Here is a 20,999-nt window from a genome sequence, read left to right on the forward strand (position 1 = left end):
ACGGTGGCCGCACCTTCAACTCCTTGGCAGTGTGGCATGGGCGCTATTAAACCACGGTTAATCGAATCTGAAATCGATTTCAGGTAGGAGGTGACGTGCCGTTTTGACACAACGAATCCTCCTAGTCCTTTCGATTCCAGTGGACGGCAAGAAATGATGAATCTATTGAAAGGGGAATGCGCATTTCTTTCATTCTCTCCCTGGGGCTTCTGGTGGTCGGTTGGGTGTTGGGTTTGACCGCTCCGACCCGACTTGCGGCTGCTTCGAGCGTGGAAATTCCGGCCAGTGACGACGGGTTGCCGGGCGCTGGACCCATTCGGCGCTATGATTGGTTCAAGGAGTTGTGGAGGGCTCGTCGGACGGAGTGGGCCAGGCGGGTGGAGCAGGATCGTGGGGCGGTGGTGTTCTTGGGTGACTCGATCACCCAGGGTTGGGGCGATGCCATGGGCGGGGCGTTTCCGGGGTTGAAGGTTGCGAACCGAGGAATCAGCGGTGACACGACGCGCGGCCTTTTGATTCGGCTGAAGGAGGATGTGCTGGATCTTCATCCGCGGGCGGTGGTTCTGCTCATCGGAACCAATGACCTCGAAGAAAAGGCGACCCCGGAGACGATCGCGGGGAACGTTAAACTGATTTTGGCGGCGCTGGCGCAGCACGATGCATCCCTGCCGGTTCTGGTTTGTCAGGTTTTTCCGAGCTCGGCTGAAAAGAGCCGGCCGGCGGATCAGATCAAGAAGCTAAACCAGCTCTACGCTGCCGCCATCAAGGGTAACGGTCGATTCCAGATGGTGGAGACCTGGCCTTTGTTTGCCAATGCGCAGGGGGATGCCAAGGTGGAGGAGTTTCCGGACCTGCTGCATCCCAACGAGGTGGGATATCGGAAATGGGGGAATGCGCTGACACCGTTGCTCTCAACCCTGGAGCTTATCGAGACCGCTTCTGAGCCCTTCGTGGCGGAGCCTGGATTTGAGAGTTTGTTCAACGGCAAGGATCTCACGGGATGGGGGTATCGGACGACCTCTGCTGGTGATCGCAAGGCGCGCGAGGGTTGGCAAAAGAGTGATCCGAACGCTCCGCCCTGGCCGGTCATTGAGGCGCCGGTTGCTTTTCCTGGAATGCAGGCCAGCTCCGATGGTCGTTTCCAGGCGATTGGCGGTCGGCTCGTGGTGACCGCACCGCCGGAGGGACGGAAGATCCAGCAGCTTTATACCACTCGCGAATTTTCGCAGAACTTCATCCTGAAGTTGGAGTTCCGGGCGGCGGCCAACGCCGACAGTGGTGTGTTCTTAAGAGGAAATCAGCTGCAATGCCGCGACTATCCGTTGGCTGGGCCCTACAAGCAGCTGAAACAGTTCCGTCACCTGGATTGGAACCAGATGGTGGTGGCCGTCACCAATGGGGTGGCGTATGCCACCTGTAACGGGGAGGTTCTCGAGAGCGCCATGAAACTCCCATTGACTGGACCGATTGGGGTGGAGGGCGACAAGGGACAGCTGGAGTATCGTCGGATTCAGATCCGGGAGCTGGGGAATCCGAGGTGATGGAGTGTGGGCCAGGCCGGCCCAGGGGGCGGGGAAGGTCCTAGGACGGACGTCTCTACACTGTAGCGTGGGCCGTGTCGGCCCATGGGGGGCATCTCCGTCCTGGACTGGAGGCGGTTTTCTCACGCACTCTCATGCCCATGAAGACTTGGCTCATCTCCACCGGACTGTCCCTGGCTCTGACATTTTCCGCATCGGGAGCCGGAGTTCCCGACAACTTGGTGGTGGAAGGTGTTCCATCATTTCCGGATGAGCTGAGATCCTCCGTCTCCCGCTACTTGGAGTTTAGGACCGCGGCGTTCTACAGTTGGCATCCGCAGGAACGTTCCATGCTGATCGGCACCCGCTTCGCCGAAACGCCGCAACTTCATTGGGTAGGGGCACCCGGGGCGGCACGCCGGCAGCTCACATTCTCCACCGAGCCCGTCCGCGGAGGGGCTTTTCGTCCCAAAACTGGGGACTGTATTCTTTACACTCAGGATTCGGGCGGCGGTGAGTTCTTTCAGCTCTACCGCTACGATGTCAAAGAAGGCCGAACCACGCTCCTCTCCGACGGCAAGTCGCGTTATACCGGGGCGATGTGGTCTCATACCGGGCGCTGGATCGCCTACAGCTCCACCCAGCGCAACGGCAAGGACACCGATCTCTATGTGATGAATCCTGATGATCCCAAGTCCGCCCGCCGTGTTCTAGAGGTCACGGGAGGGGGATGGGGCATCGAGGACTGGTCATGGGATGATGCCGAGCTGTTGGTGAGCGAGCGGGTGTCGATCAACGAGAGCTGGCTGTATCGGTTGGATCTCAAATCAGGCGTCAAGACGGCGCTGGCATCGTCGCGTGAAAAGCCTCAAGCCTACGGTACCGCACTGTTCAGCCTCGACTCCCAATCGATCTACTGGACCACCGACGGGAGTTCGGAGTTTCAGCAGCTGTACCGGGTGGACCTCGGGACGCAGAAGGCGACCCTTCTCTCCGGAGGGATTCCCTGGGACGTGGAAGACGTCGCGCTCTCGCCGGATGGCCGGCGGGTAGCCTTGGTTGCGAATGAGCGAGGGAGCAGCGTGCTCTATCTGGTCGATGCGCGCACGGGGCGTGTCCTTCAGCAGCCGCGCATTCCCAAGGGTGTGATGGGTGGGCTTCGCTGGCATGAAAACGGACGCGACCTCGGGTTTACCCTCTCGTCCGCGCAGGCTCCCAGCGATGCCTACTCCCTCGATGTCCGGTCGGGCAAATTGACCCGTTGGACGGAGAGCGAGACCGGGGGATTGGACGCCGCTCGATTCTCGGAGCCGGAGTTGGTGGAGTTGAAGAGTTTCGATGGATTGACCATTTCTGGGTTTCTGTATCGCCCGGATTCCCAGCGTTTTCCGGGACGACGGCCGGTGGTGGTCAATATTCACGGAGGTCCGGAATCGCAATCTCGCCCCAGCTTTTTGGGTCGATTGAACTACCTGATGGACGAATTGGGCGTGGCGTTGTTGGTGCCCAACGTGCGGGGATCGAGCGGGTACGGCAAAACCTTCCTTACTTTGGACAATGGTTTTAAGCGGGAGGACAGCGTCAAGGACATCGGCGCGTTCCTGGGCTGGATTCGCCAGGACGGACGGTTGGATGGAGATCGGATCGCGGTCATGGGCGGGAGCTACGGCGGTTACATGGTGTTGGCCTCCATGATCCATTTCAACGACCAGCTGCGGTGTGGCATCGACATTGTTGGGATCTCGAACTTCCTGACGTTTCTCAAAAACACCCAGGACTATCGGCGCGATCTGCGTCGGGTCGAATACGGGGATGAGCGGGACCCGAAGATGGCGGAATTCATGGCGCGGATATCCCCGACCGCTCAGGTTTCCCAATTGCGTAAGCCACTTTTTGTGGTGCAGGGCAAAAACGATCCTCGAGTGCCATTGACGGAGGCCGAGCAAATGGTGAAGGCCATTCGGGATCAGGGGGGGATGGTGTGGTATCTGATGGCCAAGGATGAGGGGCACGGGTTTGCCAAGAAGAAGAACGCGGACTTTCAATGGTTGAGCAGTGTGCTGTTTTTTCGCGAGCACCTGATAAAATAGCGCGGGACTTTCTCACTTTCCCATTGCGTGTTCCGATCCACTCGATACTTTCAACCGCATTACCATACGAACACCGTCATCTATGAGCACGACAGCTAATAATTTCCCGAAACTGCACAACGCCATGTGGCCTGGTCTCGTGGGCAAGGGTTCGCCCGGGGCCGAGCCGAGCATCGATCTCGACACCATGTTGGACCTCACGGCGAAGGCAGAGGTCAACGGGGTTCGTTTCGATGGTGTGGACCTGTTTCTCTATGATCCGCATGTCAGCATCGATATCGATGACAACGGCCTGAAGGCTTTGGCGGACAAGATTCGCAGCAAGGGCTTCGTGGTGGGTTCGGTGGTGGCACCGGTCTGGTTTGAAGGTTCGGCGATGGGCGATGAGGCCAAGCGCAAGAACTGGGTCGACGCGGTTCGCAAAGCGTGTCGGATCGCCAAGCGCCTCCGGGAGCTGGGGGTTCGTCCCTACGGGGTGGTTCGGGTGGACTCCGCGGCCGGGGTGCATGACTGGGCCAAAGATCCAAAAAACAATACCAAGCTCATTGCCAAAACTTTCAAGGAAGGCACCAAGGTCGCCAAGGATCACGGCGAGCGTTTGGCCGCCGAGGGAGAGATTTGCTGGGGAGCGATGCACAGCTGGAAGTACATGCTCCAGCTGCTGGAAGAGGTCGATCAGCCGAAGTATCTGGGTTTCCAGGCCGACATGGCTCACACGCTCCTGTATACCTTGGGCTACAATGCCCCCGAGCATCGGATTGTGCCGGCCAAGTTCCATTGGGAGCCTGAGCTGTTCCACGCCGCCATGAAGAAGCTGACCAAGGCGCTGCGTCCTTGGACCATCGATTTCCATGTCGCTCAAAACGACGCGACGGTCAAAGGCTCGGGTTCCCACGACAAGACCGGCCGTCACTGCTTGGCCACCGATCCGAACGGTAAGCTGAACATTGCTCGCGATGCGGGGTATTGGCTGCGCGACGATGCCGGTAAAGTCACCAAGAAGTTCAAACACATCTGTTGGGATGGGTGTATGTTCCCCAACGATGTGATGTACAAGCAGCAGACTTGGAACGACATTCTGGCCTCCATGATCCAGGTTCGTGAGAACCATGGATGGAAGGCGTAAGGCGAGACGGGGTGACGATACGGGGTAGGGCGAGATTTGACCGCGAAGCGGTCCGACGAGGTTTATAGTTCTGATTTCCGGTCGAGCCCTGATGGGCCCAAGGGCATCGAACTGTGCCAAGGCTGCGTCCGAGGAGAGCCCAGGTGGAGACGATCGCTTAGCGGCCCTTCCGGAGTTGCCCTCCTTCTGATTCTAAGCCTGGGGCAGGAGTGGGCTCGAGCAGAGTCTCGCCCTACCTGGGTGACGATCGCCTGGCGGCCTCCCGAAGCCGGCCCCCTATTTTCACATTCCGGCTCGAATATTTTTCCGCCTGGTGCATCTTATGCCGACGATGCGATCGATCCTCACTCTAATCTGGGCACTCGGGTTGGCATTGAACTTAGGCGCGGCTGCTGCCCGGGATGCCGCCCAGACCAAGGTCGACCTCCTCTTAGGGCAGGAAATGGCCCGTCCGGGATCGGTGGTGTCGGTCGGACTGCGTCTGACCACCCAGCCGGGTTGGCACACTTATTGGCGGAACCCCGGCGAATCCGGCAGCCCCACGACCGTGGAGTGGACATTGCCGGAGGGCGTCGTTGGCACCCCGTTGGAAGGGCCGGCTCCGGAGAAAATCGTGATCGGGGGGATTCTCACGCTGGCCTACCACGACGAGGTGGTCTTGCTGACAACAGTGGCGCTGCCCAGCGGCTTGGCGGCTGGCAAGCACTCCCTTCGAGGCAAGGTTCAATGGCTGGAATGCAGCGATAAGTTGTGCGTGCCGAGGTCGCAGACAGTCTCAGCGGAGATCGTGATCGGAACCGACAGCAAGGAGGGAAGGGATCTCACGGCCCTGAAGGAGGCTCAGGCGAAGCTGCCGAAACGTTCGGAGTCTTTGCAGGCGAGCGCTTCTTGGGATGGAGCTGGCACTCAGAATGAAAATGAGCGCTCCGTTACTCTGCAATGGTCGGTTCCTCCGGATGTCACTCACGTCGATTTCTATCCCTACGAATTTAAGACCCTATCGGTTCGGCTCACTAATGAATGGTCAGAGATCAAAGCGGGGCGTGCGACTGTGCGTCGCGTGGTGGATCGAACCGAAGGGGAGTGGCCCGAAACCATTCCGGGCTTGGTCGTATTCGGTCAGGCCGATGTGTCTTCGCATCGATTCACAGAGGTCGCCTTTAAACCGTCCCATCCGGTTGTCCCTGGGAATGAAGCGGCGTCTGCCGTCGCAGCCGTAACCGTGGTGTCACCACCCTCCGCTCCGGCTGCCAGTTTGTCCCTGTTGCTGAAGATGCTGGTCTTCGCCTTTCTCGGAGGCGCCATTTTGAACATCATGCCCTGCGTGTTGCCGGTGATCTCGCTGAAGATTCTGGGCTTCGTGAATCAGAGCCGGACTTCGCCGGGGCGAGTTCGCCAGCTGGGGCTGTTCTATGCCCTCGGCGTCTTGGTCTCCTTTCTGATTCTCGCCGGAATGGTGATTGGGCTCAAGCAGGCCGGCAAAGCTGCCAGCTGGGGGATTCAGTTTGGCAATCCGCAGTTTCTGGTGGTCCTCACGACTCTGATTCTCCTGGTGTCATTGAATCTCTTCGGAGTTTTCGAAATTACCTTGGGCGGGGTCGCGGGTTCGGCTGATCAGCTGGCCCGCAAGGAGGGTGGTGCGGGAGCCTTCTTCAATGGCGTTCTGGCGGTCGTGCTCGCGACGCCCTGCACGGCCCCATTTCTGGGTGTGTCGATAGGATTCGCCATCGCTCAACCTCCGGCGACCATCGTGTTGTTCTTTGCCACGGTAGCGCTCGGGCTCGCCTTTCCTTATGTTCTGCTCTCTTGGAATTCCGCCTGGTTGAAAGTCCTGCCTCGACCGGGTGTTTGGATGGAACAGTTCAAGGTCGCGATGGGTTTTCCCATGCTTGGAGCCGCCATGTGGCTCTTTTGGCTGACTGGAAAGCACTTCGGGGATCGAAGTTTGTGGTTCGGGTTTTTCCTCATCGTGGTGGCCTCGGCTGCCTGGGTGTACGGACAGTTCATTCAACGCAGTCATGGGCGATCCATTCTAGCCTGGACCGTGCTATTGATTTTGTTGGGTGTGGGCTATGGGTGGGCATTGGAGAAAGAGGTGGCCTGGCGTTCGTCCAGCAAGGCGAGCGCTTCGGGGACTGCCGCCTCCGTCTCGGACCATGGTCCCATCGATTGGAAGCCGTGGAGCGCTGCTGCGGTCGCGGAGGCTCGTACTCAAGGGCGTCCGATCTTGGTGGACTTCACCGCCGATTGGTGTGCGATTTGCGGGGTGAATCTCCGAACCAGCATTAAGATTCCTTCGGTCATTGAGAAGCTGAAGGAGATCAATGCGGTGGCGCTGCTTGGAGACTACACGACCACTCCCGATGATATTACCGACGAGTTGACCCGCTGGGGCCGTGCCGGGGTTCCGTTGGTCCTGGTTTACCCGGCGGACCCTCAATTACCACCGCAGGTGCTGCCTGAGGTGTTGACCCCGTCGATCGTCTTGGAGGCTTTGGCCAAGGCGGCGAAGTGAGTGTGTGGGGTTGATCGCGAAGCGGTCCGACGATGTGTGGAGGAGGGGGGCGCTATGGACTGCGGAGACACGTCTCCGCTTTTCCTGTGCTGGACGGAGCGGCCAGAGGTGTGCCCTTGGTGAGTGCGTGCGTTGGAGGGATTGAGGTGGCGTGAAGGAACAGCGGTGTCGTGCCACCGCGGTCCATAGGGATGCGGGTGTCGTAATCGTAATCGATCCCACCCTCCCACACTCACTTTCCGATGCAATACAGGTATTCCTGCCGCGTCTCCCCTTTGACGGCTACTCGAAGGTAGATGCGGCTTCCACAGATCACGGGCGACGCATAGGCCTCGTTGCCAAGCTGGTTGGTCGCGATCAGTTTGAAGGACTTCGGCTTGGCCTCGAACACAAAGGTTTTCCCGCCCAGATTCGAGGCGTAGATGTGGTCGTTGACCATGATTGGCGAGGCGAAGACATCACCGCCCAGACGTTCCTTCCATTGTTCCTCACCTGTCTCGCCCTTCCAACACACGGCCATTCCGGCGTCCATGACGGCGAAGAGATACCCGTCCTTGGCGATCATGGAGGGCACATACACGCGAGCTGTATTCTGCCAGGCAATTTTCCCCGATCCATCGGCTTCCACAGCCATCGCATGATTCTTGGGCCAGCCGCCGCTGACAAATATACGTTTGCCATCGGTCACCGCGCTACCAACGCACTCCTCGGTAGAGCCGGGGATCTCCCAGAGTTTCTTTCCGGTGAGAGGGTCGAAGCTCGAAACCAGGTTGCAGCCGGCGAGTACCATCTGGGTTCGACCCGCCACCTCGAGAATGGAAGGGGTTGTATAGTTCGCGATCTTGGGCCGCGATTCTGTCCATACCGGTTTGCCGTTGCTGCGGTCGAGAGCGGCGATCGTTCCACCGCCTTTGTGATCCGCTGAGACCAGAATGAGCGTTCCGTGCACGACCGGGGACGAGGCAAATCCCTGATGGGTCACGAAGGGACAGATTTTCTGCTGCCATACCTGGTTACCCTGCAGATCCAGGCAAGTGGTGTAGACGGAGCCGCCGTTGAGGAAGCTGATGAAGAGTTGACCCGAGTCATAGGTGACAGTGCTCGACGCGGCTGAAGAATGGGTTTGCTTGCCAGGATCGCCGTCGCTGGGGTGGACGACCGACTGCCAAATCTCCTTCCCGGTGAGTCGATCCAGACAGAGCACCGATTGCGAAAGATGAACCGGGTCGGCGGTGGCCAGGTAGATTCGGTCTCCCACGACGGTAGGAGAGCTGTGGCCCCGACCGGGAATTGGGACCTTCCAGAGGATGTTTTCAGTCTCGCTCCAATGCGTCAGGGGTTGCTGCCCGGGGGACGCGATGCCGTTGCGTGAGGGCCCCCGCCAGCCGGGCCAGTCTTGGGTGTTGGCGGCGGCAACGGACTGAACCGTTAGCCCAGCGCAGAGCCAGGTGGCGAGGATGGTGCGAGTCTTCATAGGTGGCGTGCTGGTTCTGGCCGATTCTCTGTCCGTTGGATTTTTCATAGAATCAGCTCAAGTCCACCCGGGATTCAAGAGGGATTGATGGAGGAGCTGATGTTCTTCTGCTGCCCATGGTGGGCGGAGGCGGACAACCCGAGGGACTTTGACATCGCTGCCCAGGTCCCTCTGCCCGTAAGAACTCTGCGGATCCACGGGGAGAACGCCCGGCGAAGTGCGCCATCCGGGCTCTGCTCGAGTCAACAGCCTGCCCAGTATCCGAGTTCTCGCAGGGAGACATAGTCCTTCGTTCGTTGGTCGGTCTGCTGGCCGAGGATGATGTGATCGAGGACCTCGATTTTGAGCAATTGACCGACCCGGATGAGATCGCGCGTGACACGGATATCGGCGTCCGATGGGGTGGGATCACCGCTGGGATGGTTATGGGCGACGATGACAGCGGCCGCGTTAGCCAGGATGGCCGATCGAAAAACCTCGCGTGGGTGGATGAGCAGGGTGTCGAGAGTCCCTTGGGACACCGTTTCCACCCGGAGCAATCGACGTCGTGTGTTGAGCAGGACCGCTTGGAAAGTTTCGACGGTGTAGCTCTTGTTTTCCTCGCGCAGCAGATCGGCCACACGGTCGGGTGTGTCGAGCAGGGGGGCTTCAGCCCGGATCTCCGAAGCAATCCGTCGCGCGAGAGTGAACGCGGCTTGGAGCGCGACGGCTTTGTCGAAGCCGATGCCGCGGACTTGTTGGAGTTCGTCGAGGGAGGCTCGGGAGAGTTCGGACAAGGACGGGAAGCGGCTCAGAAGATTGTCCGCGACTTGAACTGCGGAGGCGCCTTGGAGTCCCGTCCGGAGCAGGATGCCGATGAGTTCGGCGGAGCGGAGTGAGTCGGGTCCTAACAGGGACAGGCGTTCGCGGGGACGGTCGGTGACCGGTAGGTCTTTGATACGTAAGGGCTCCATGGCGCCCGGAGTCGTAACAGAGACCGCGGAGCTTGGGAAGCAGGACTTGCAGCGGGATTCGGATAGCACAACTCTTCACTCATCACTCAGGTGTCGGGTGCCCGGAACCCGTAGGGGTTCCCAGACATTAGCCGGGCGATCGCAGATCCCCGGAGAGGGCATCTCTATTTCGGAGCACCCCGTAGGGCGTGCCACCTCCCACCGACTTTTTCACACAGAGGCCACAGAGGGAAGCCTGAGCTGACAACCAGGAGGGAACGTGGTTGCCCACGGATCACACAGACCACACGGATCGGCAACTCATCACTCGTCACTCGCCACTCCTTCTCAGGTCATCAGTGTGCTTCGAGCCAGTTTTCTCCGACGCCCATCTCGACCGCAATGGGCACGGCGAGGGGGAGGGCATTCCTCATCTCGCTTTCCACTAAGGCCCGTACCTCGGCCTCTTCGGGACGATACAGATCGAATACCAACTCATCGTGAATCTGCAGGATCATGCGCGTCCGAAGGCCTCGCTCACGGATCGCGGCATCGATGCGGATCATGGCGATCTTGATCATGTCGGCCGCCGTGCCCTGAATGGGCATGTTGATGGCGTTGCGCTCGGCGGCACCCCGCGTGGTGGCATTGGTTGATCGGATATCGGGCAGGTAGCGACGCCGTCCTGTCACGGTTTGGACATAACCGTTCTGTTGGGCGAATGCGATGGTGTCCTGGATGTACCCCTGCGTGCGGGAGTATTGCCGGAAATAATTGTCGATCAGTCCGGCGGCTTCGGCCCGCGGGATTCCCAGTCGTTGTGCCAATCCGAACGCCGAGATCCCATAGGCGATGCCGAAGTTCACCATCTTGGCGTTGCGCCGCATCTCATCGGACACCAGTTGCGGCATGACTCCATAGACCCTTGCGGCTGTGGCGGTATGGATGTCTAGTCCACTCTGAAAGGCCTCGAGCATGCCGGGATCCTGGCTCAGAGCCGCGATGATCCGTAGCTCGATTTGAGAATAGTCGGCCGACAGCAGTAGGTGATCCGGATCGCGTGCGACGAAGGCGCGCCGGATCTCCTGGCCCAGGTCGGTGCGGATCGGAATGTTCTGCAGGTTGGGATCATGAGAGCTAAGCCGACCGGTGATGGCGAGGATCTGCTGGTAAGTGGTGTGAACTCGACCTGTAGGCGGGAAGATGGTGGAGGGCAGGGTGTCAGCGTAGGTGCTCTTGAGCTTGGTGGCGGTGCGATGCTCGAGAATGCGGCGGACGATTTCGTGTCGCGGGGCCAGGTCGCTCAGCACCTGCTCGTTGGTGGCATATTGCCCGGTCTTCGTCTTTTTGGGCTTGTCGACGATTTTGAGTCGCTCGAAGAGCACCTCCCCAAGTTGCTTGGGGGAGTTTAGGTTGAAATCGATTCCCGCCAGATTCTGGATCGTCTGCTGCAGCTCCCCGATATCGTGGGTCAGCTGCTTGGCGAATTGGTCGAGTGCGTTGGAATCGATTCGGATTCCCTCCTTCTCCATTCCAATGAGAACGCGAACCAGGGGCATTTCGATCTCATAGAACACTTTCTCCTGTCCGCGCTCTTTCAACTTCGGCTCTAGAAGCTGACGAAGCTGCCAGGTGATATCGGCGTCCTCCGCGGCGTATTCGGCAATTTGATCGAGGGGAACCTGGCTCATGCAGATCGGGTCTTTCTCTCCGATAAGCTTGCTGATGGGCACGGGCGAATAACCGAGATAGATCTGAGACAGGTAATCCATGCCGTGCCGCATTTCGGGGTCGACTAAGGCATGGGCGATCATCGTGTCGAAAATCGGGCCTTGGACATTCACTCCGAGCCAGCTGAGAACGCTCAGATCGTACTTCAGGTTATGGCCGATCTTCTCGATGGCGCTGTTCTCGAGCACTCCGCGAAACTCAGCCAGGATCGCGCTCGCTTGGGCGGGGTCTTGAGGCACGGGCACATACCAACCCGAATGGGCTTTCCAGGAGAACGAGAGACCCACCAAGCGAGCCGTTTTGGTATCGAGCGAGGTGGTTTCGGTATCGAAGCAGAACGACGTCAACTGGCTGAGTTCGGCCATGAGTTGGCGCCGTTCTTCTGGCGTAACGGCCACCTGATAGTGATGAGGCGTATCGGCGACGGTGCGCAGCGCAGTGATGGGGCTGGGCGAGCTGCCATCTCCAGGGGCGGGATCCGCTGAGCCTTCCGACGGATTGTCTGAGGCAGCCTCGGGGGATAGGGTGCTTTCCTTCGGCGGCTCACTGGTACCGGGGAACAGGAGGAGTTCGTCTGCTGAGGATGCGCGGGAGGTCTTTCGGGAAGGGGTTTCGACGGGTCCGGTGGAGCGCTGTCCGATTTTGAAATCGGCTCCAACCAGCCGCCGTCCCAGCGTGGTGAATTCAAATTCGCTGCAGAAGGAGCGTAATCCTTCCGAATCAGGTTCGCGGCGGGTCAGTTGATCGAGGTCCAGTTCAAGCGGGACGGACACGTTGATGGTGGCCAACCTACGGCAGAGGCGGGCTTGCTCCGCGTGGGTTTCCAGGTTTTCCTTTAGTTTGCCCTTCAGTTCGGAGGTGTGGGCAAGCAGGTTCTCGACACTCCCATATTGAGCGATGAGCTTGGCTGCCGTTTTCTCGCCGATGCCGGGGACGCCTGGGATGTTGTCGGACGCATCGCCCCAGAGGGCCAGGATATCGATCACCTGTTCTGGCTTCGGCACCCCCCACTTGGCGCTGATCTCGGCCGGGCCGTGGATCTCGATTCCGTCTCCGCTGCGGGAAGGCTTGTAGAGCAGCGTGGTCTCGTTCACCAGTTGGCTGAAATCTTTGTCGGGAGTGACCATGTAGGAATTGAATCCCTCCTTTTCGGCCCGGCGCACCAGGGTTCCGATGATATCGTCCGCTTCGTACCCATCGAGTTTGAGCGCCGGGATGCGCATCAGTTCGCAGAGTCGATAAATGTTCGGGATGGCCACCACGAGGTCCTCGGGCATGGCCTCTCGCTGGGCTTTGTAGTCAGGGAACTCGATGTGTCGTTGGGTTGGCGCGGAGGTATCGAACGCCACGGCCAGGTGGGTTGGTTTCTCGCGGTCGATCAGGTCGAGCAGTGTGAGGACGAAGCCGAAGAGCGCCGAGGTGTTCACCCCTTGGGAAGTGCGGATGGGCCGCTGCATGAACGCAAAATGGGCCCGGTAGGCCAGTGCCATGCCATCCAGTAGAAAAAGCTTCTTCGCCATGGGGCGAGGTTACAGGGGGAGAGGTAGAAAATGCACGCCGAAGTGTCGACGGGGGGTGGGGCGGGTCGGTATGCACCGCAGAGGCGGGAAGGGGGCCCGAGTTTCAAAACCGCCCAGGACGCAAAGGACGGGATGTCTGAGAGGGAAAGAAGAGTTCTGGTTTTGCTCATTCCTTCGGGTTCCCCATCGCGTCCTTTGCGTCCTTGGCGGTTCAACACCTCGGTGCCCTTCCCATCGCCTCGTTCTCTCTGTGCCCTTCCCGTCTCGGTGGTGTAACTCCGGCTGGGGTTGGTTTCGGGTTGAGGGGAAGGACTCGTCACATTAATGACTGTAGGCTTGGGTGAATGACGAGACCGGAGCTGGCGTGAAGGAAAAGCGGTGGCATGCCACGCGCAGTCCATAGAGCGGTCCGTCCTTCTAGGCGAGGAATGAAAGTCTCAAATGCCTGGGGGTTTTAACCACGGATTTCTCGGATGACTCGGATGGAAAGGAATATCTGAACTTCACTTCCGATCCCTTACAGGTTCTTAATCCGTGGGATCAGTGGAATCCGTGGTTCACCAGCTCCTCTTCCTCTCTGCGCTCTTCCCGTCTCGGTGGTGTAACTCCCCTGCGCCTCAATGCGACACATTGACCGCAGAGGATTTTTCTCGGCAACGGGAGCCGCTCAGGGCATGCCTAGCGGTAACGATGAAAACTCGGATGCTTCTTCTCCCGGTGCTCGCTTTGCTTTGCGTCGCTCTTTCATCAACGGGGCTGGAGCGCCCCGGGGTCGAGTTCAAGATCTTCCAGTTCCCGCCCGACAAGATTCCTCGCATCGATGGCCACGCGGAGGATTGGGCCATAGTCCCGGAGGGCTATGTCATTGGGATGGACCAGCTGAGCGACACGGTTGGCGGGCGCGGGACAAATTACCAGCGGGCTGATCTCGATGTTCGTGTGCGGGTTGGGTGGGTGAAGGGGATCAACCAACTCTACTTCCTCTACGAGGCTTCCGACGACTACTGGGACTTTGGGCGGACGGATTTACACAATGACATCTTCGAGCTGGTGGTCGATGGGGACCTTTCGGGTGGTCCCTTCATCAAACACCAGCATCCCTACTTCAAGAAACCCGAGGATGCACACGCCAGTTTCCATGGAGTGCATGCTCAGAACTATCACATCTTCACCCCGTCGGAGGGGAAGGATTGGACGATGGTGTGGGGTTGCCAGCCCTGGATCAAAGAGTTGCCCTTCGCCAACGCGGCTCAGAATTATCAGTTTCGCCCAGGACAGAGCGGGAGGTATGTTTTGGAGTTCTGGATCACCCCGTTTGATTTTGCTCCGGCGGATGGTCCGGGGCGTGCTGTTGTCTCTGACTTGAAGGAGAATGCCCTTATCGGCCTTTCCTGGGCAGTGTTGGATTACGACGACGAGAAGGCCACCAGCAACAAGGCGTTTTGGAATCTGTCCCACAAGACCACGATGTACGGCAATGCTTCGGACTTGTGTGCCTTCCGGTTGATGCCCCTCGAGGCGGCTTTGCGCCAACCGGTGGAAGCTCAGTGGTCCTTTAAGATCATCGATCCGGTGCGTCGACTGGTAGCCTTCCGGGACGAATCCACGGGCGACCTAAAGTCTTGGAAGTGGGATTTTGGTGATGGGAGCACCTCGTCCGAGCGCCATCCGCAACATGGGTATGAGAAGGGTGGGGAGTTCACCGTGGTGCTCTGGGTCGAGGGACCTGCGGGAAAGTCGCGTCGGGCGAAGGTTTGGGATGTGGTGGTCCCGGGGAGCTAATACATGGGAGAGCAAACTCGGCACCCTTCCCATCGTCCCGTTCTCTCTGCGCTCTTCCCGTCTCTGGAGCGGTGGCATGCCTCGCGCAGCCCATAGCCGGCTGCCGAAACGGACTGCGAAACCACATTGCCACTTCTGCGGGTTTCCGCTATGGATTCGGTAGTTCTCATGACAGCACGCTTTTACACTTCTTCCTACTGGTTCAGGTTGACCTGGGTCATGGTTGGAATGGTCGTATCGGCCCTGCCCCTGTTTGCCGCTGAAACGAATCGGCCGCATTGGTCATTCCAGCCGATTCAGCGGGTGCAGGTTCCGGCAGCTCCCCAGGGTGCGGAGGTGCGCAATGAGATCGATGCCCTGGTGGTATCCCGCTTAGCCAAAGCCGGCTTGAAGCCCAACCCTCCGGCGGATCGAGCGACCCTGTTGCGCCGCCTCAGTTTTGACCTGGTAGGATTGCCGCCCTCGCCCGAGGAAATTGCGGACTTTGTGGCCGATCGTTCCGAGGCTGCGGTGGAGCGCGTGGTGGATCGGCTGTTGCAGTCCCCACAGTATGGGGAACGCTGGGCTCGGCATTGGCTGGATGTGGTGCGTTACACGGAGAGCCAGGGGTTTGAATATGACAAGCTCAGGGACAATGCCTGGCACTATCGGGACTACGTCATCCGCAGCTTTAATGAGGACAAGCCGTATGATCGGTTCATGAAGGAACAGGTCGCCGGCGATGTGCTGTATCCGGACTCGCGGGATGCATTAATCGCGGGCAGTTTGCTGGTTTGCGGCCCCTGGGATGAGGCGGGCAATGCCCAGGCCAACGCCACTCAGCGCATGATCACGCGGGAGGAGGAGGTGGAGGATATGATCAGCGTGGTGGGGCAGAGCTTCATGGGTTTGACCCTCAACTGCGCCCGTTGCCATGCCCATAAATTCGATCCCATTCCGCAGGAGGACTATTTTAGGCTCAAGGCGGTTTTCGACGGAGTGAAACACGGTGAGCGAATGATCGCCACCCCGCAGGAGACGAAGCAACGGGACGAGACGATCGCCTCGTTGAAGTCGGAGATTGAAAGAGCCGAGAAGGTCGTTCGCGACGTTGAGAGCATCGGATGGAAACGTAGAGCCAGCGAGCGAACGACTCCGTCCCAGCCCGCTCCCCTTTCGTGGCGACCTTTGCTGCAATGGTCCTTCAGCCAGGCCACCGAAGCGGCGCAGTCGGGTGACCTTGAGGGTGGGGCTACGATATCCGACGGCTCTCTGCAACTGCCCAAGTCCGGAGCCTATTTTCGCTCAGCTCCGATTCCTCAAGATCTGAAGGAGAAAACTCTGGAGGCATGGGTTTCTTTGTCGGATCCCAATCAGGGGGGCGGAGCTGCCATCTCGATTGAGGCTCCCGGCGGCGGTACCTTTGATGCGATCGTGTATGGGGAGCGGCAGGCTCGAAAATGGATGGCCGGCAGTGAAGGTTTTTCTCGGACGCGGGACCTTGACGTGCCCGAGGAAGATGCGGTGCCCGGTTCTTCCGTGCACATGGCGGTGGTCTACTCGGCTGATAACAAGATTACGATGTACCGAAACGGTGTTCCATATGGAAAGCCTTACACGGCGGCTTCACTGCCTACGTATCGATCTGGGGAGGCGCGCATTTTGCTGGGTATGCGCCATGCCGGCGGTGGACGAGCTTTTCTGACGGGGCGGGTTTTGCGTGCTGCGGTTCATGATCGTGCGCTCTCTCCCGAGGACGTAAAGGCCTCATTCGAGGCGGCGGGGCTTTACATTTCGACCGAACAGATTCTTTCAGCCCTGACGCCGGAGGAGTTTCTGACACGCTCCAACGCGCTCCGACAGATTCAGGACTTCCGCGCTGGGCTGAGTCGGGTGAAGCCGCTGCCGGTCTCCTACGTGGGAATCCGTCGTCAGCCCGAGCCCACGCGCAAGTTACGGCGTGGGGATGTGAAGATGCCCGAGGAGGTTGTCACTCCCGGTGCCTTGTCCGGTCTGCCTACGATCCGGGGAGAGTTTGGTCTGGCGGCGGACGCTCCGGAGGCGGAGCGGCGAGTGAAGTTTGCGGAATGGTTAGCGGATCCGGCGAATCCGCTGCCTGCTCGAGTGATGGTGAATCGGCTCTGGCATTTCCATTTCGGTCAGGGTTTGGTTTCGACCCCCAACGATTTTGGTCGCAGCGGCACTCCTCCCAGCCACCCTGAGTTGCTCGACTGGTTGGCGAGCACCTTTCAAAACGGTGGATGGAGACTCAAACCGATCCACCGCCTGATCGTATTGTCCGCAACCTATCAGCAGTCTTCGGCCCTGCAGACGGCGGCCTTGGAGGTTGACGCGGACAATGCGCTGCTATGGCGTTATGCTCCCCGCCGGCTTGAAGCGGAAACCTTGCGCGATGCGATGCTCAGTGTCAGTGGTCGGTTGAATCTGGAGATGGGTGGGCCGAGCTTTCGTCCGTTCGAGGTTCAGAAATTTCCGGCCAACGCCTACGTTCCGCTGGACAGGGATTCGTCCGAGTTCAATCGTCGAAGCGTGTACCGGATGAATGTAAACTCCGGCAAGGAGCCGTTGCTGGATGCGTTTGATTGTCCGGATCCAGCAGTCAAGACCCCGCGGCGTGGGGTGACGACCACACCGTTGCAAGCCTTGGCGATGATGAACAACAGCTTTGTTCAGCGGCAGGCGGAGGTGTTGGCGAAACGAGCTCAGGCCGAGGCTTCCGGGGATGCCGCCCGGGCCATCGACCGTGCGTTTGGCTATGCGGTGGGCCGTGCTCCCAGCGTCGCCGAGCGAGCCCGAGCGAGGGAGGTAGCTCAGGATCGCGGCCTGGCCAGCGTTTGTTGGGCACTGCTAAACAGCACCGAGTTTCTGTACGTCAGGTGAGGAAGAACGGGAGTGGCCGGAGCCTGGGTCTGAAAAATAAGCCGCTTCCAACCATTTTTCCCGGCTCAGAATCACTGCTCGTTCGACGGCGTTTCGCAGTTCACGAAGGTTGCCGGGCCAGCTGTGAGCGCGGATGGCGGTCAAGGCATCCTTTGAAAAGCCCTCAATACAACGCTCATATCGCGTGAGAAAGTGGCGCAGATAGTGCTCGGCAAGCCGCATCAGGTCGTCTGGCCGCTGGCGCAAGGGCGGCATTTCGATCGCGATGACATTGAGACGGAAGTAGAGGTCCTCCCGGAATCTTCCGTCGGCGACCAGTTTCTTCAGATTCCGGTTGGTAGCGGCAATGATTCGCACATTGGCCTGTCGGGTAATGTTTTCGCCCAGGCGCTCATATTCCCGCTCTTGCAGCAGGCGAAGAAGCTGGGGTTGAATCTCCAACGGGAGATCGCCAATTTCGTCCAGGAACAGGGTTCCGCCTTCCGCCTTTCGGACTTTTCCCCAGTGGTCTGCAGCGGCACCGGTGAACGCTCCTTTGACATGGCCGAACAGCTGGCTCCGCAGCAGTTCTTTGGAGAGGCTGGGACAGCTCACGGTGACAAACGGTTTGTGGGCCAATCGGCTGTGGTGCAAAATCGCTCGGGCCAGGACACTCTTTCCGGTGCCGCTTTCACCACCGATCAGGATGGAGGCAGGGGTGGGAGCGGCTTGCACCACGAGCTCATGGAGCTCCCGCATGGGAGGTGAATGAAAGTCAAAATCCAGCTCTCCTTCGGCTGCTCGAACGTGCTGGCGTTGGAGGGGGGGCGCTTTAGGGGACTGCACCTCCTGAACCTCATTCTCAAGGCGGGCGATCACTGACAAAAAGTGTTCCTTCTCCAGGGGCTTCTCGACGAAATCCACCGCGCCGCGTCGCATGGCCTCGACTGCCACGGCCACATTGGCATGCACACAAGCGGCTACGACGCGAACCTTCGGAAGCTTGCGCTGCATCGTCACCAACAGGTCCAGGCCATCGCTTTCGCCCGATTGAACATCCAGAATGGCTCCATCGCACTTTTCCAACGTATCAGGGAAGCCGAGCCGGGGCGCCTCCAGGCCCTGCGCCCGGTGTCCTCTTTGCTGTAAAAGGTCGCAGGTCGCTTCCCTAAAGGTCTTGTCGCGGTCGATAACTAGTAGGTCCATAGAGTGTGAGCGAGGCCAATGAATATCCAGGCTGCGAGCTGCCTCGGGGGTGAGTACCCGGCGAGGGCAGCGGTTTGACATCCTGGCTTGAATCATTGAGATCCAGGCCAAGTATTGCCATAGGAAGGGACATCCATGTATGGGGTCTTGTCCCCATCGGAGCAGGGGACCGACCTCCGCGTCGGGCAACCAGTCAGTCGGGGCGGCTAGCGCTGTCCGGCCTTACCGCTGCGATCGCTACTGACGGCGGGTGAGGCATTCCTGGTTTGGGGCGGGGCGGTGGCTGGGCGAAGTGGGGGCGTGGTTGAGGTCGTCGGCCTGGGCGGCAAAGGGCCTATGCGTGGGGGCACGTAAGCGGGAAATCCGGATCGGTTTTCCAGAACCATGGGGGAGCTGAGGTTTCCGCATCGGTCGACGGCGCTGACGGAAAGGACATCTGGCATCACGTTGTCGGCGAAGCTACAGCTGCGCAGCCCTCCTGGGAACACATCCGTGTGCCACGTGCCATCCTGTCTAACTTGGACGAGCCATTTGCTGATGGGCTTCGGTCCGGTGGGATCCCAGGTCAGCACGAGGCCGCCTTGGCTGCTCGTGCCGACTGAAACTTTCGGTTTGGTTGGAGGAGTGCGATCCAGCCAGGGATAGCTGGGAACCAGGGCTTTGCGCGTGTAGGGTCCGGACTTGAGTTGGTCCCCCAGGTTCTGGCGGTTTTGTAGGAGCGCTTTGATGCTCCAATGGATCTCTCCATCGACGGCATTGACGTCGCGGATGAGGCTGATCTGTTTCAGGATTTCGGAGGATTGATAGCGGGTGCCGACATTAGCGGTGTTGAGGCCAGGCCAAAGGTGGCGGCGTTGTGTGTTCTGTTCGGTCCACCATCTTAGTAAGGCGGGAAAGCTTTGCTGCTTGGCATCGATCGACCAGTAGAGCTGCGGCGCGAGGTAATCTACCCAGCCTTGGTTCCACCATTTCTTGGAATCGGCAAACAACTCTTCATAGGAGTCGAGTCCGTCGACCGAGGCTGGATAACCCGGGCGCCAGATTCCGAAGGGGCTGATGCCGAGTTTGACGTGGGGTTTTTCGGCTTTCACGGCATCGTAAAGCCGCTTGACGAAGGTGTTGACGTGGTTGCGCCGCCAATCCGCACGCGACAATTTGCCTCCTTGGGCTTGATAGCGTTTCCAGGCCGGGCTGTCAGGGAAATCGAGCGGGCGTCCCTTGCTGTCCTTCTCGCGATAGGGATAGAAGTAATCATCGAGGTGAACGCCATCGATGTCATAGCGTTTGACCACATCGAGAATAACGCGCAGGGAATAGTCCGCCACGCCTGGCTCGGCGGGATCGAGCCAGAGATATTTTCCGTAGGATCGAACCCACTGAGGCTTGGTGCGGGCGATATGACGGGGCGAGAGTGGGCCTTGGCCCGAGTGGTGCCGGGCTCGGAAGGGGTTGAACCAGGCATGGAGTTCGAGCCCGCGCTGATGAGCCTCGCGAATGATGAAGGCGAGCGGATCGTAATAAGGCTGAGGTGGTTGCCCCATGGTCCCGGAGAGATACTCCGACCAAGGCTCGAGCTTCGATTCGTAGAGGGCGTCGCAGGCGGGGCGAACCTGAAAGACGATTGAGTTGAGGCGCAAGGTGGCCGCCTGATCCAGGAGGTTCAGCAACTCCTGTTGCTGTTGCGAGACCGAGAGTCCGGGACGGGACGGCCAATCGATGTTGTTCACGGTGGCGACCCAGGCTCCGCGAAACTCACGTGGAGGCGACGGGGGAACCTCAGCAGAAGGGGCAAATCCGGCTTCGACACGCGTGCTCACGAGTAGCCCGAGAGCCAGGAAGACTCTGATCAGGACTGCTTTAGTGATTCGTGAGGTCATGGTTCGACGGACCGACGCCTAGCGTCTCACTCCATTGACGCAGACTTTCGCCTGGCTTATCAAGGAAAGGTTCCCAAGGGGTGTGATTCGTTCCGGGCGAGGGCGAGGAGCCCGACTCCGTCGGGTAATGAAAAGCGGGAGAGGGCTCTCATCTTTACCTCCAAAAATGCGCACTAGACTATTCAACAGCACCCTGAAAGGCGTGCCACCCGTCGGCGAACGTATGGACGAACTGATTAGGTTCCTTGAGTCGGGTGATGCAAATCTCCGAAGCCGGTGGCATCGCTGCGCGATGCTCCGTACTTTTAACAGTTCCGGGGGTGCGAGCACCCCCGGCTAGATCTCTTTGAACCCGGCGGGTTCGGGC

General features: G+C 59.4%; 11 protein-coding genes. 6 read left to right on the forward strand and 5 right to left on the reverse strand.

Features of this window, described 5'->3' with window-relative positions:
- The first annotated feature begins 785 nt into the window (after positions 1 to 785).
- The 4 genes from JNN07_05045 to JNN07_05060 all read left to right on the forward strand — a co-directional run bounded on the left by JNN07_05045 (position 786) and on the right by JNN07_05060 (position 7,251).
- Positions 786 to 1,541 carry a DUF1080 domain-containing protein gene (locus JNN07_05045; GenBank protein ID MBL9167084.1) on the forward strand — a complete coding sequence of 252 codons (756 nt, stop codon included), beginning with the start codon at positions 786 to 788 and terminating at the stop codon, positions 1,539 to 1,541.
- A gap of 140 nt (positions 1,542 to 1,681) precedes the next feature.
- Positions 1,682 to 3,610, forward strand: coding sequence for a S9 family peptidase (locus JNN07_05050; protein ID MBL9167085.1), 1,929 nt, complete (start codon positions 1,682 to 1,684; stop codon positions 3,608 to 3,610).
- 124 nt (positions 3,611 to 3,734) lie between these two features.
- Positions 3,735 to 4,736: a TIM barrel protein gene (locus JNN07_05055; GenBank protein MBL9167086.1), complete on the forward strand. Its 1,002-nt coding sequence runs from the start codon at positions 3,735 to 3,737 to the stop codon at positions 4,734 to 4,736.
- A gap of 322 nt (positions 4,737 to 5,058) precedes the next feature.
- Entirely contained in the window at positions 5,059 to 7,251 is a 2,193-nt protein-coding gene (locus JNN07_05060) for a thioredoxin family protein (protein ID MBL9167087.1), read from the forward strand.
- 232 nt (positions 7,252 to 7,483) lie between these two features.
- Here the strand turns inward: JNN07_05060 and JNN07_05065 are convergent, their stop codons facing one another.
- The 3 genes from JNN07_05065 to polA all read right to left on the reverse strand — a co-directional run bounded on the left by JNN07_05065 (position 7,484) and on the right by polA (position 12,908).
- Positions 7,484 to 8,725: a PQQ-binding-like beta-propeller repeat protein gene (locus JNN07_05065; GenBank protein ID MBL9167088.1), complete on the reverse strand. Its 1,242-nt coding sequence runs from the start codon at positions 8,723 to 8,725 to the stop codon at positions 7,484 to 7,486.
- 242 nt (positions 8,726 to 8,967) lie between these two features.
- Positions 8,968 to 9,678: a DNA repair protein RadC gene (gene radC / locus JNN07_05070; protein ID MBL9167089.1), complete on the reverse strand. Its 711-nt coding sequence runs from the start codon at positions 9,676 to 9,678 to the stop codon at positions 8,968 to 8,970.
- 335 nt (positions 9,679 to 10,013) lie between these two features.
- The gene (polA, locus tag JNN07_05075; protein MBL9167090.1) at positions 10,014 to 12,908 is read right to left on the reverse strand and encodes a DNA polymerase I; all 2,895 of its coding nucleotides are present in this window, start codon (positions 12,906 to 12,908) and stop codon (positions 10,014 to 10,016) included.
- Positions 12,909 to 13,610: 702 nt separating this feature from the next.
- Between polA and JNN07_05080 the strand changes: the two genes are divergently transcribed.
- Together JNN07_05080 and JNN07_05085 are read left to right on the forward strand one after the other, a co-directional pair.
- The gene (locus tag JNN07_05080) at positions 13,611 to 14,690 is read left to right on the forward strand and encodes a PKD domain-containing protein (protein MBL9167091.1); all 1,080 of its coding nucleotides are present in this window, start codon (positions 13,611 to 13,613) and stop codon (positions 14,688 to 14,690) included.
- Positions 14,691 to 14,858: 168 nt separating this feature from the next.
- Positions 14,859 to 17,570, forward strand: a complete 2,712-nt coding sequence (locus tag JNN07_05085; GenBank protein ID MBL9167092.1) for a DUF1553 domain-containing protein — start codon at positions 14,859 to 14,861, stop codon at positions 17,568 to 17,570.
- Here the strand turns inward: JNN07_05085 and JNN07_05090 are convergent.
- Complete coding sequence (locus JNN07_05090) at positions 17,538 to 18,755, reverse strand: sigma-54-dependent Fis family transcriptional regulator (GenBank protein ID MBL9167093.1); 1,218 nt, start codon at positions 18,753 to 18,755, stop codon at positions 17,538 to 17,540. The genes JNN07_05085 and JNN07_05090 overlap by 33 nt on opposite strands.
- Positions 18,756 to 18,961: 206 nt before the next feature.
- Positions 18,962 to 20,632 carry a family 10 glycosylhydrolase gene (locus tag JNN07_05095; GenBank protein MBL9167094.1) on the reverse strand — a complete coding sequence of 557 codons (1,671 nt, stop codon included), beginning with the start codon at positions 20,630 to 20,632 and terminating at the stop codon, positions 18,962 to 18,964.
- Positions 20,633 to 20,999: the final 367 nt, after the last annotated feature.

This window comes from Verrucomicrobiales bacterium, assembly GCA_016793885.1.
GTDB lineage: Bacteria > Verrucomicrobiota > Verrucomicrobiia > Limisphaerales > UBA11320 > UBA11320.

What these genes read in the sequence shown, in the direction of transcription:
- JNN07_05045 (MBL9167084.1), top strand. Translation starts at nt 786, where the DNA reads ATGGTGGAGACCTGGCCTTTGTTTGCCAATGCGCAGGGGGATGCCAAG.
- JNN07_05050 (MBL9167085.1), top strand. Translation starts at nt 1,682, where the DNA reads ATGAAGACTTGGCTCATCTCCACCGGACTGTCCCTGGCTCTGACATTT.
- JNN07_05055 (MBL9167086.1), top strand. Translation starts at nt 3,735, where the DNA reads ATGTGGCCTGGTCTCGTGGGCAAGGGTTCGCCCGGGGCCGAGCCGAGC.
- JNN07_05060 (MBL9167087.1), top strand. Translation starts at nt 5,059, where the DNA reads ATGCCGACGATGCGATCGATCCTCACTCTAATCTGGGCACTCGGGTTG.
- JNN07_05065 (MBL9167088.1), bottom strand. Translation starts at nt 8,725, where the DNA reads ATGAAGACTCGCACCATCCTCGCCACCTGGCTCTGCGCTGGGCTAACG.
- radC (MBL9167089.1), bottom strand. Translation starts at nt 9,678, where the DNA reads ATGGAGCCCTTACGTATCAAAGACCTACCGGTCACCGACCGTCCCCGC.
- polA (MBL9167090.1), bottom strand. Translation starts at nt 12,908, where the DNA reads ATGGCGAAGAAGCTTTTTCTACTGGATGGCATGGCACTGGCCTACCGG.
- JNN07_05080 (MBL9167091.1), top strand. Translation starts at nt 13,611, where the DNA reads ATGCTTCTTCTCCCGGTGCTCGCTTTGCTTTGCGTCGCTCTTTCATCA.
- JNN07_05085 (MBL9167092.1), top strand. Translation starts at nt 14,859, where the DNA reads ATGACAGCACGCTTTTACACTTCTTCCTACTGGTTCAGGTTGACCTGG.
- JNN07_05090 (MBL9167093.1), bottom strand. Translation starts at nt 18,755, where the DNA reads ATGGACCTACTAGTTATCGACCGCGACAAGACCTTTAGGGAAGCGACC.
- JNN07_05095 (MBL9167094.1), bottom strand. Translation starts at nt 20,632, where the DNA reads ATGACCTCACGAATCACTAAAGCAGTCCTGATCAGAGTCTTCCTGGCT.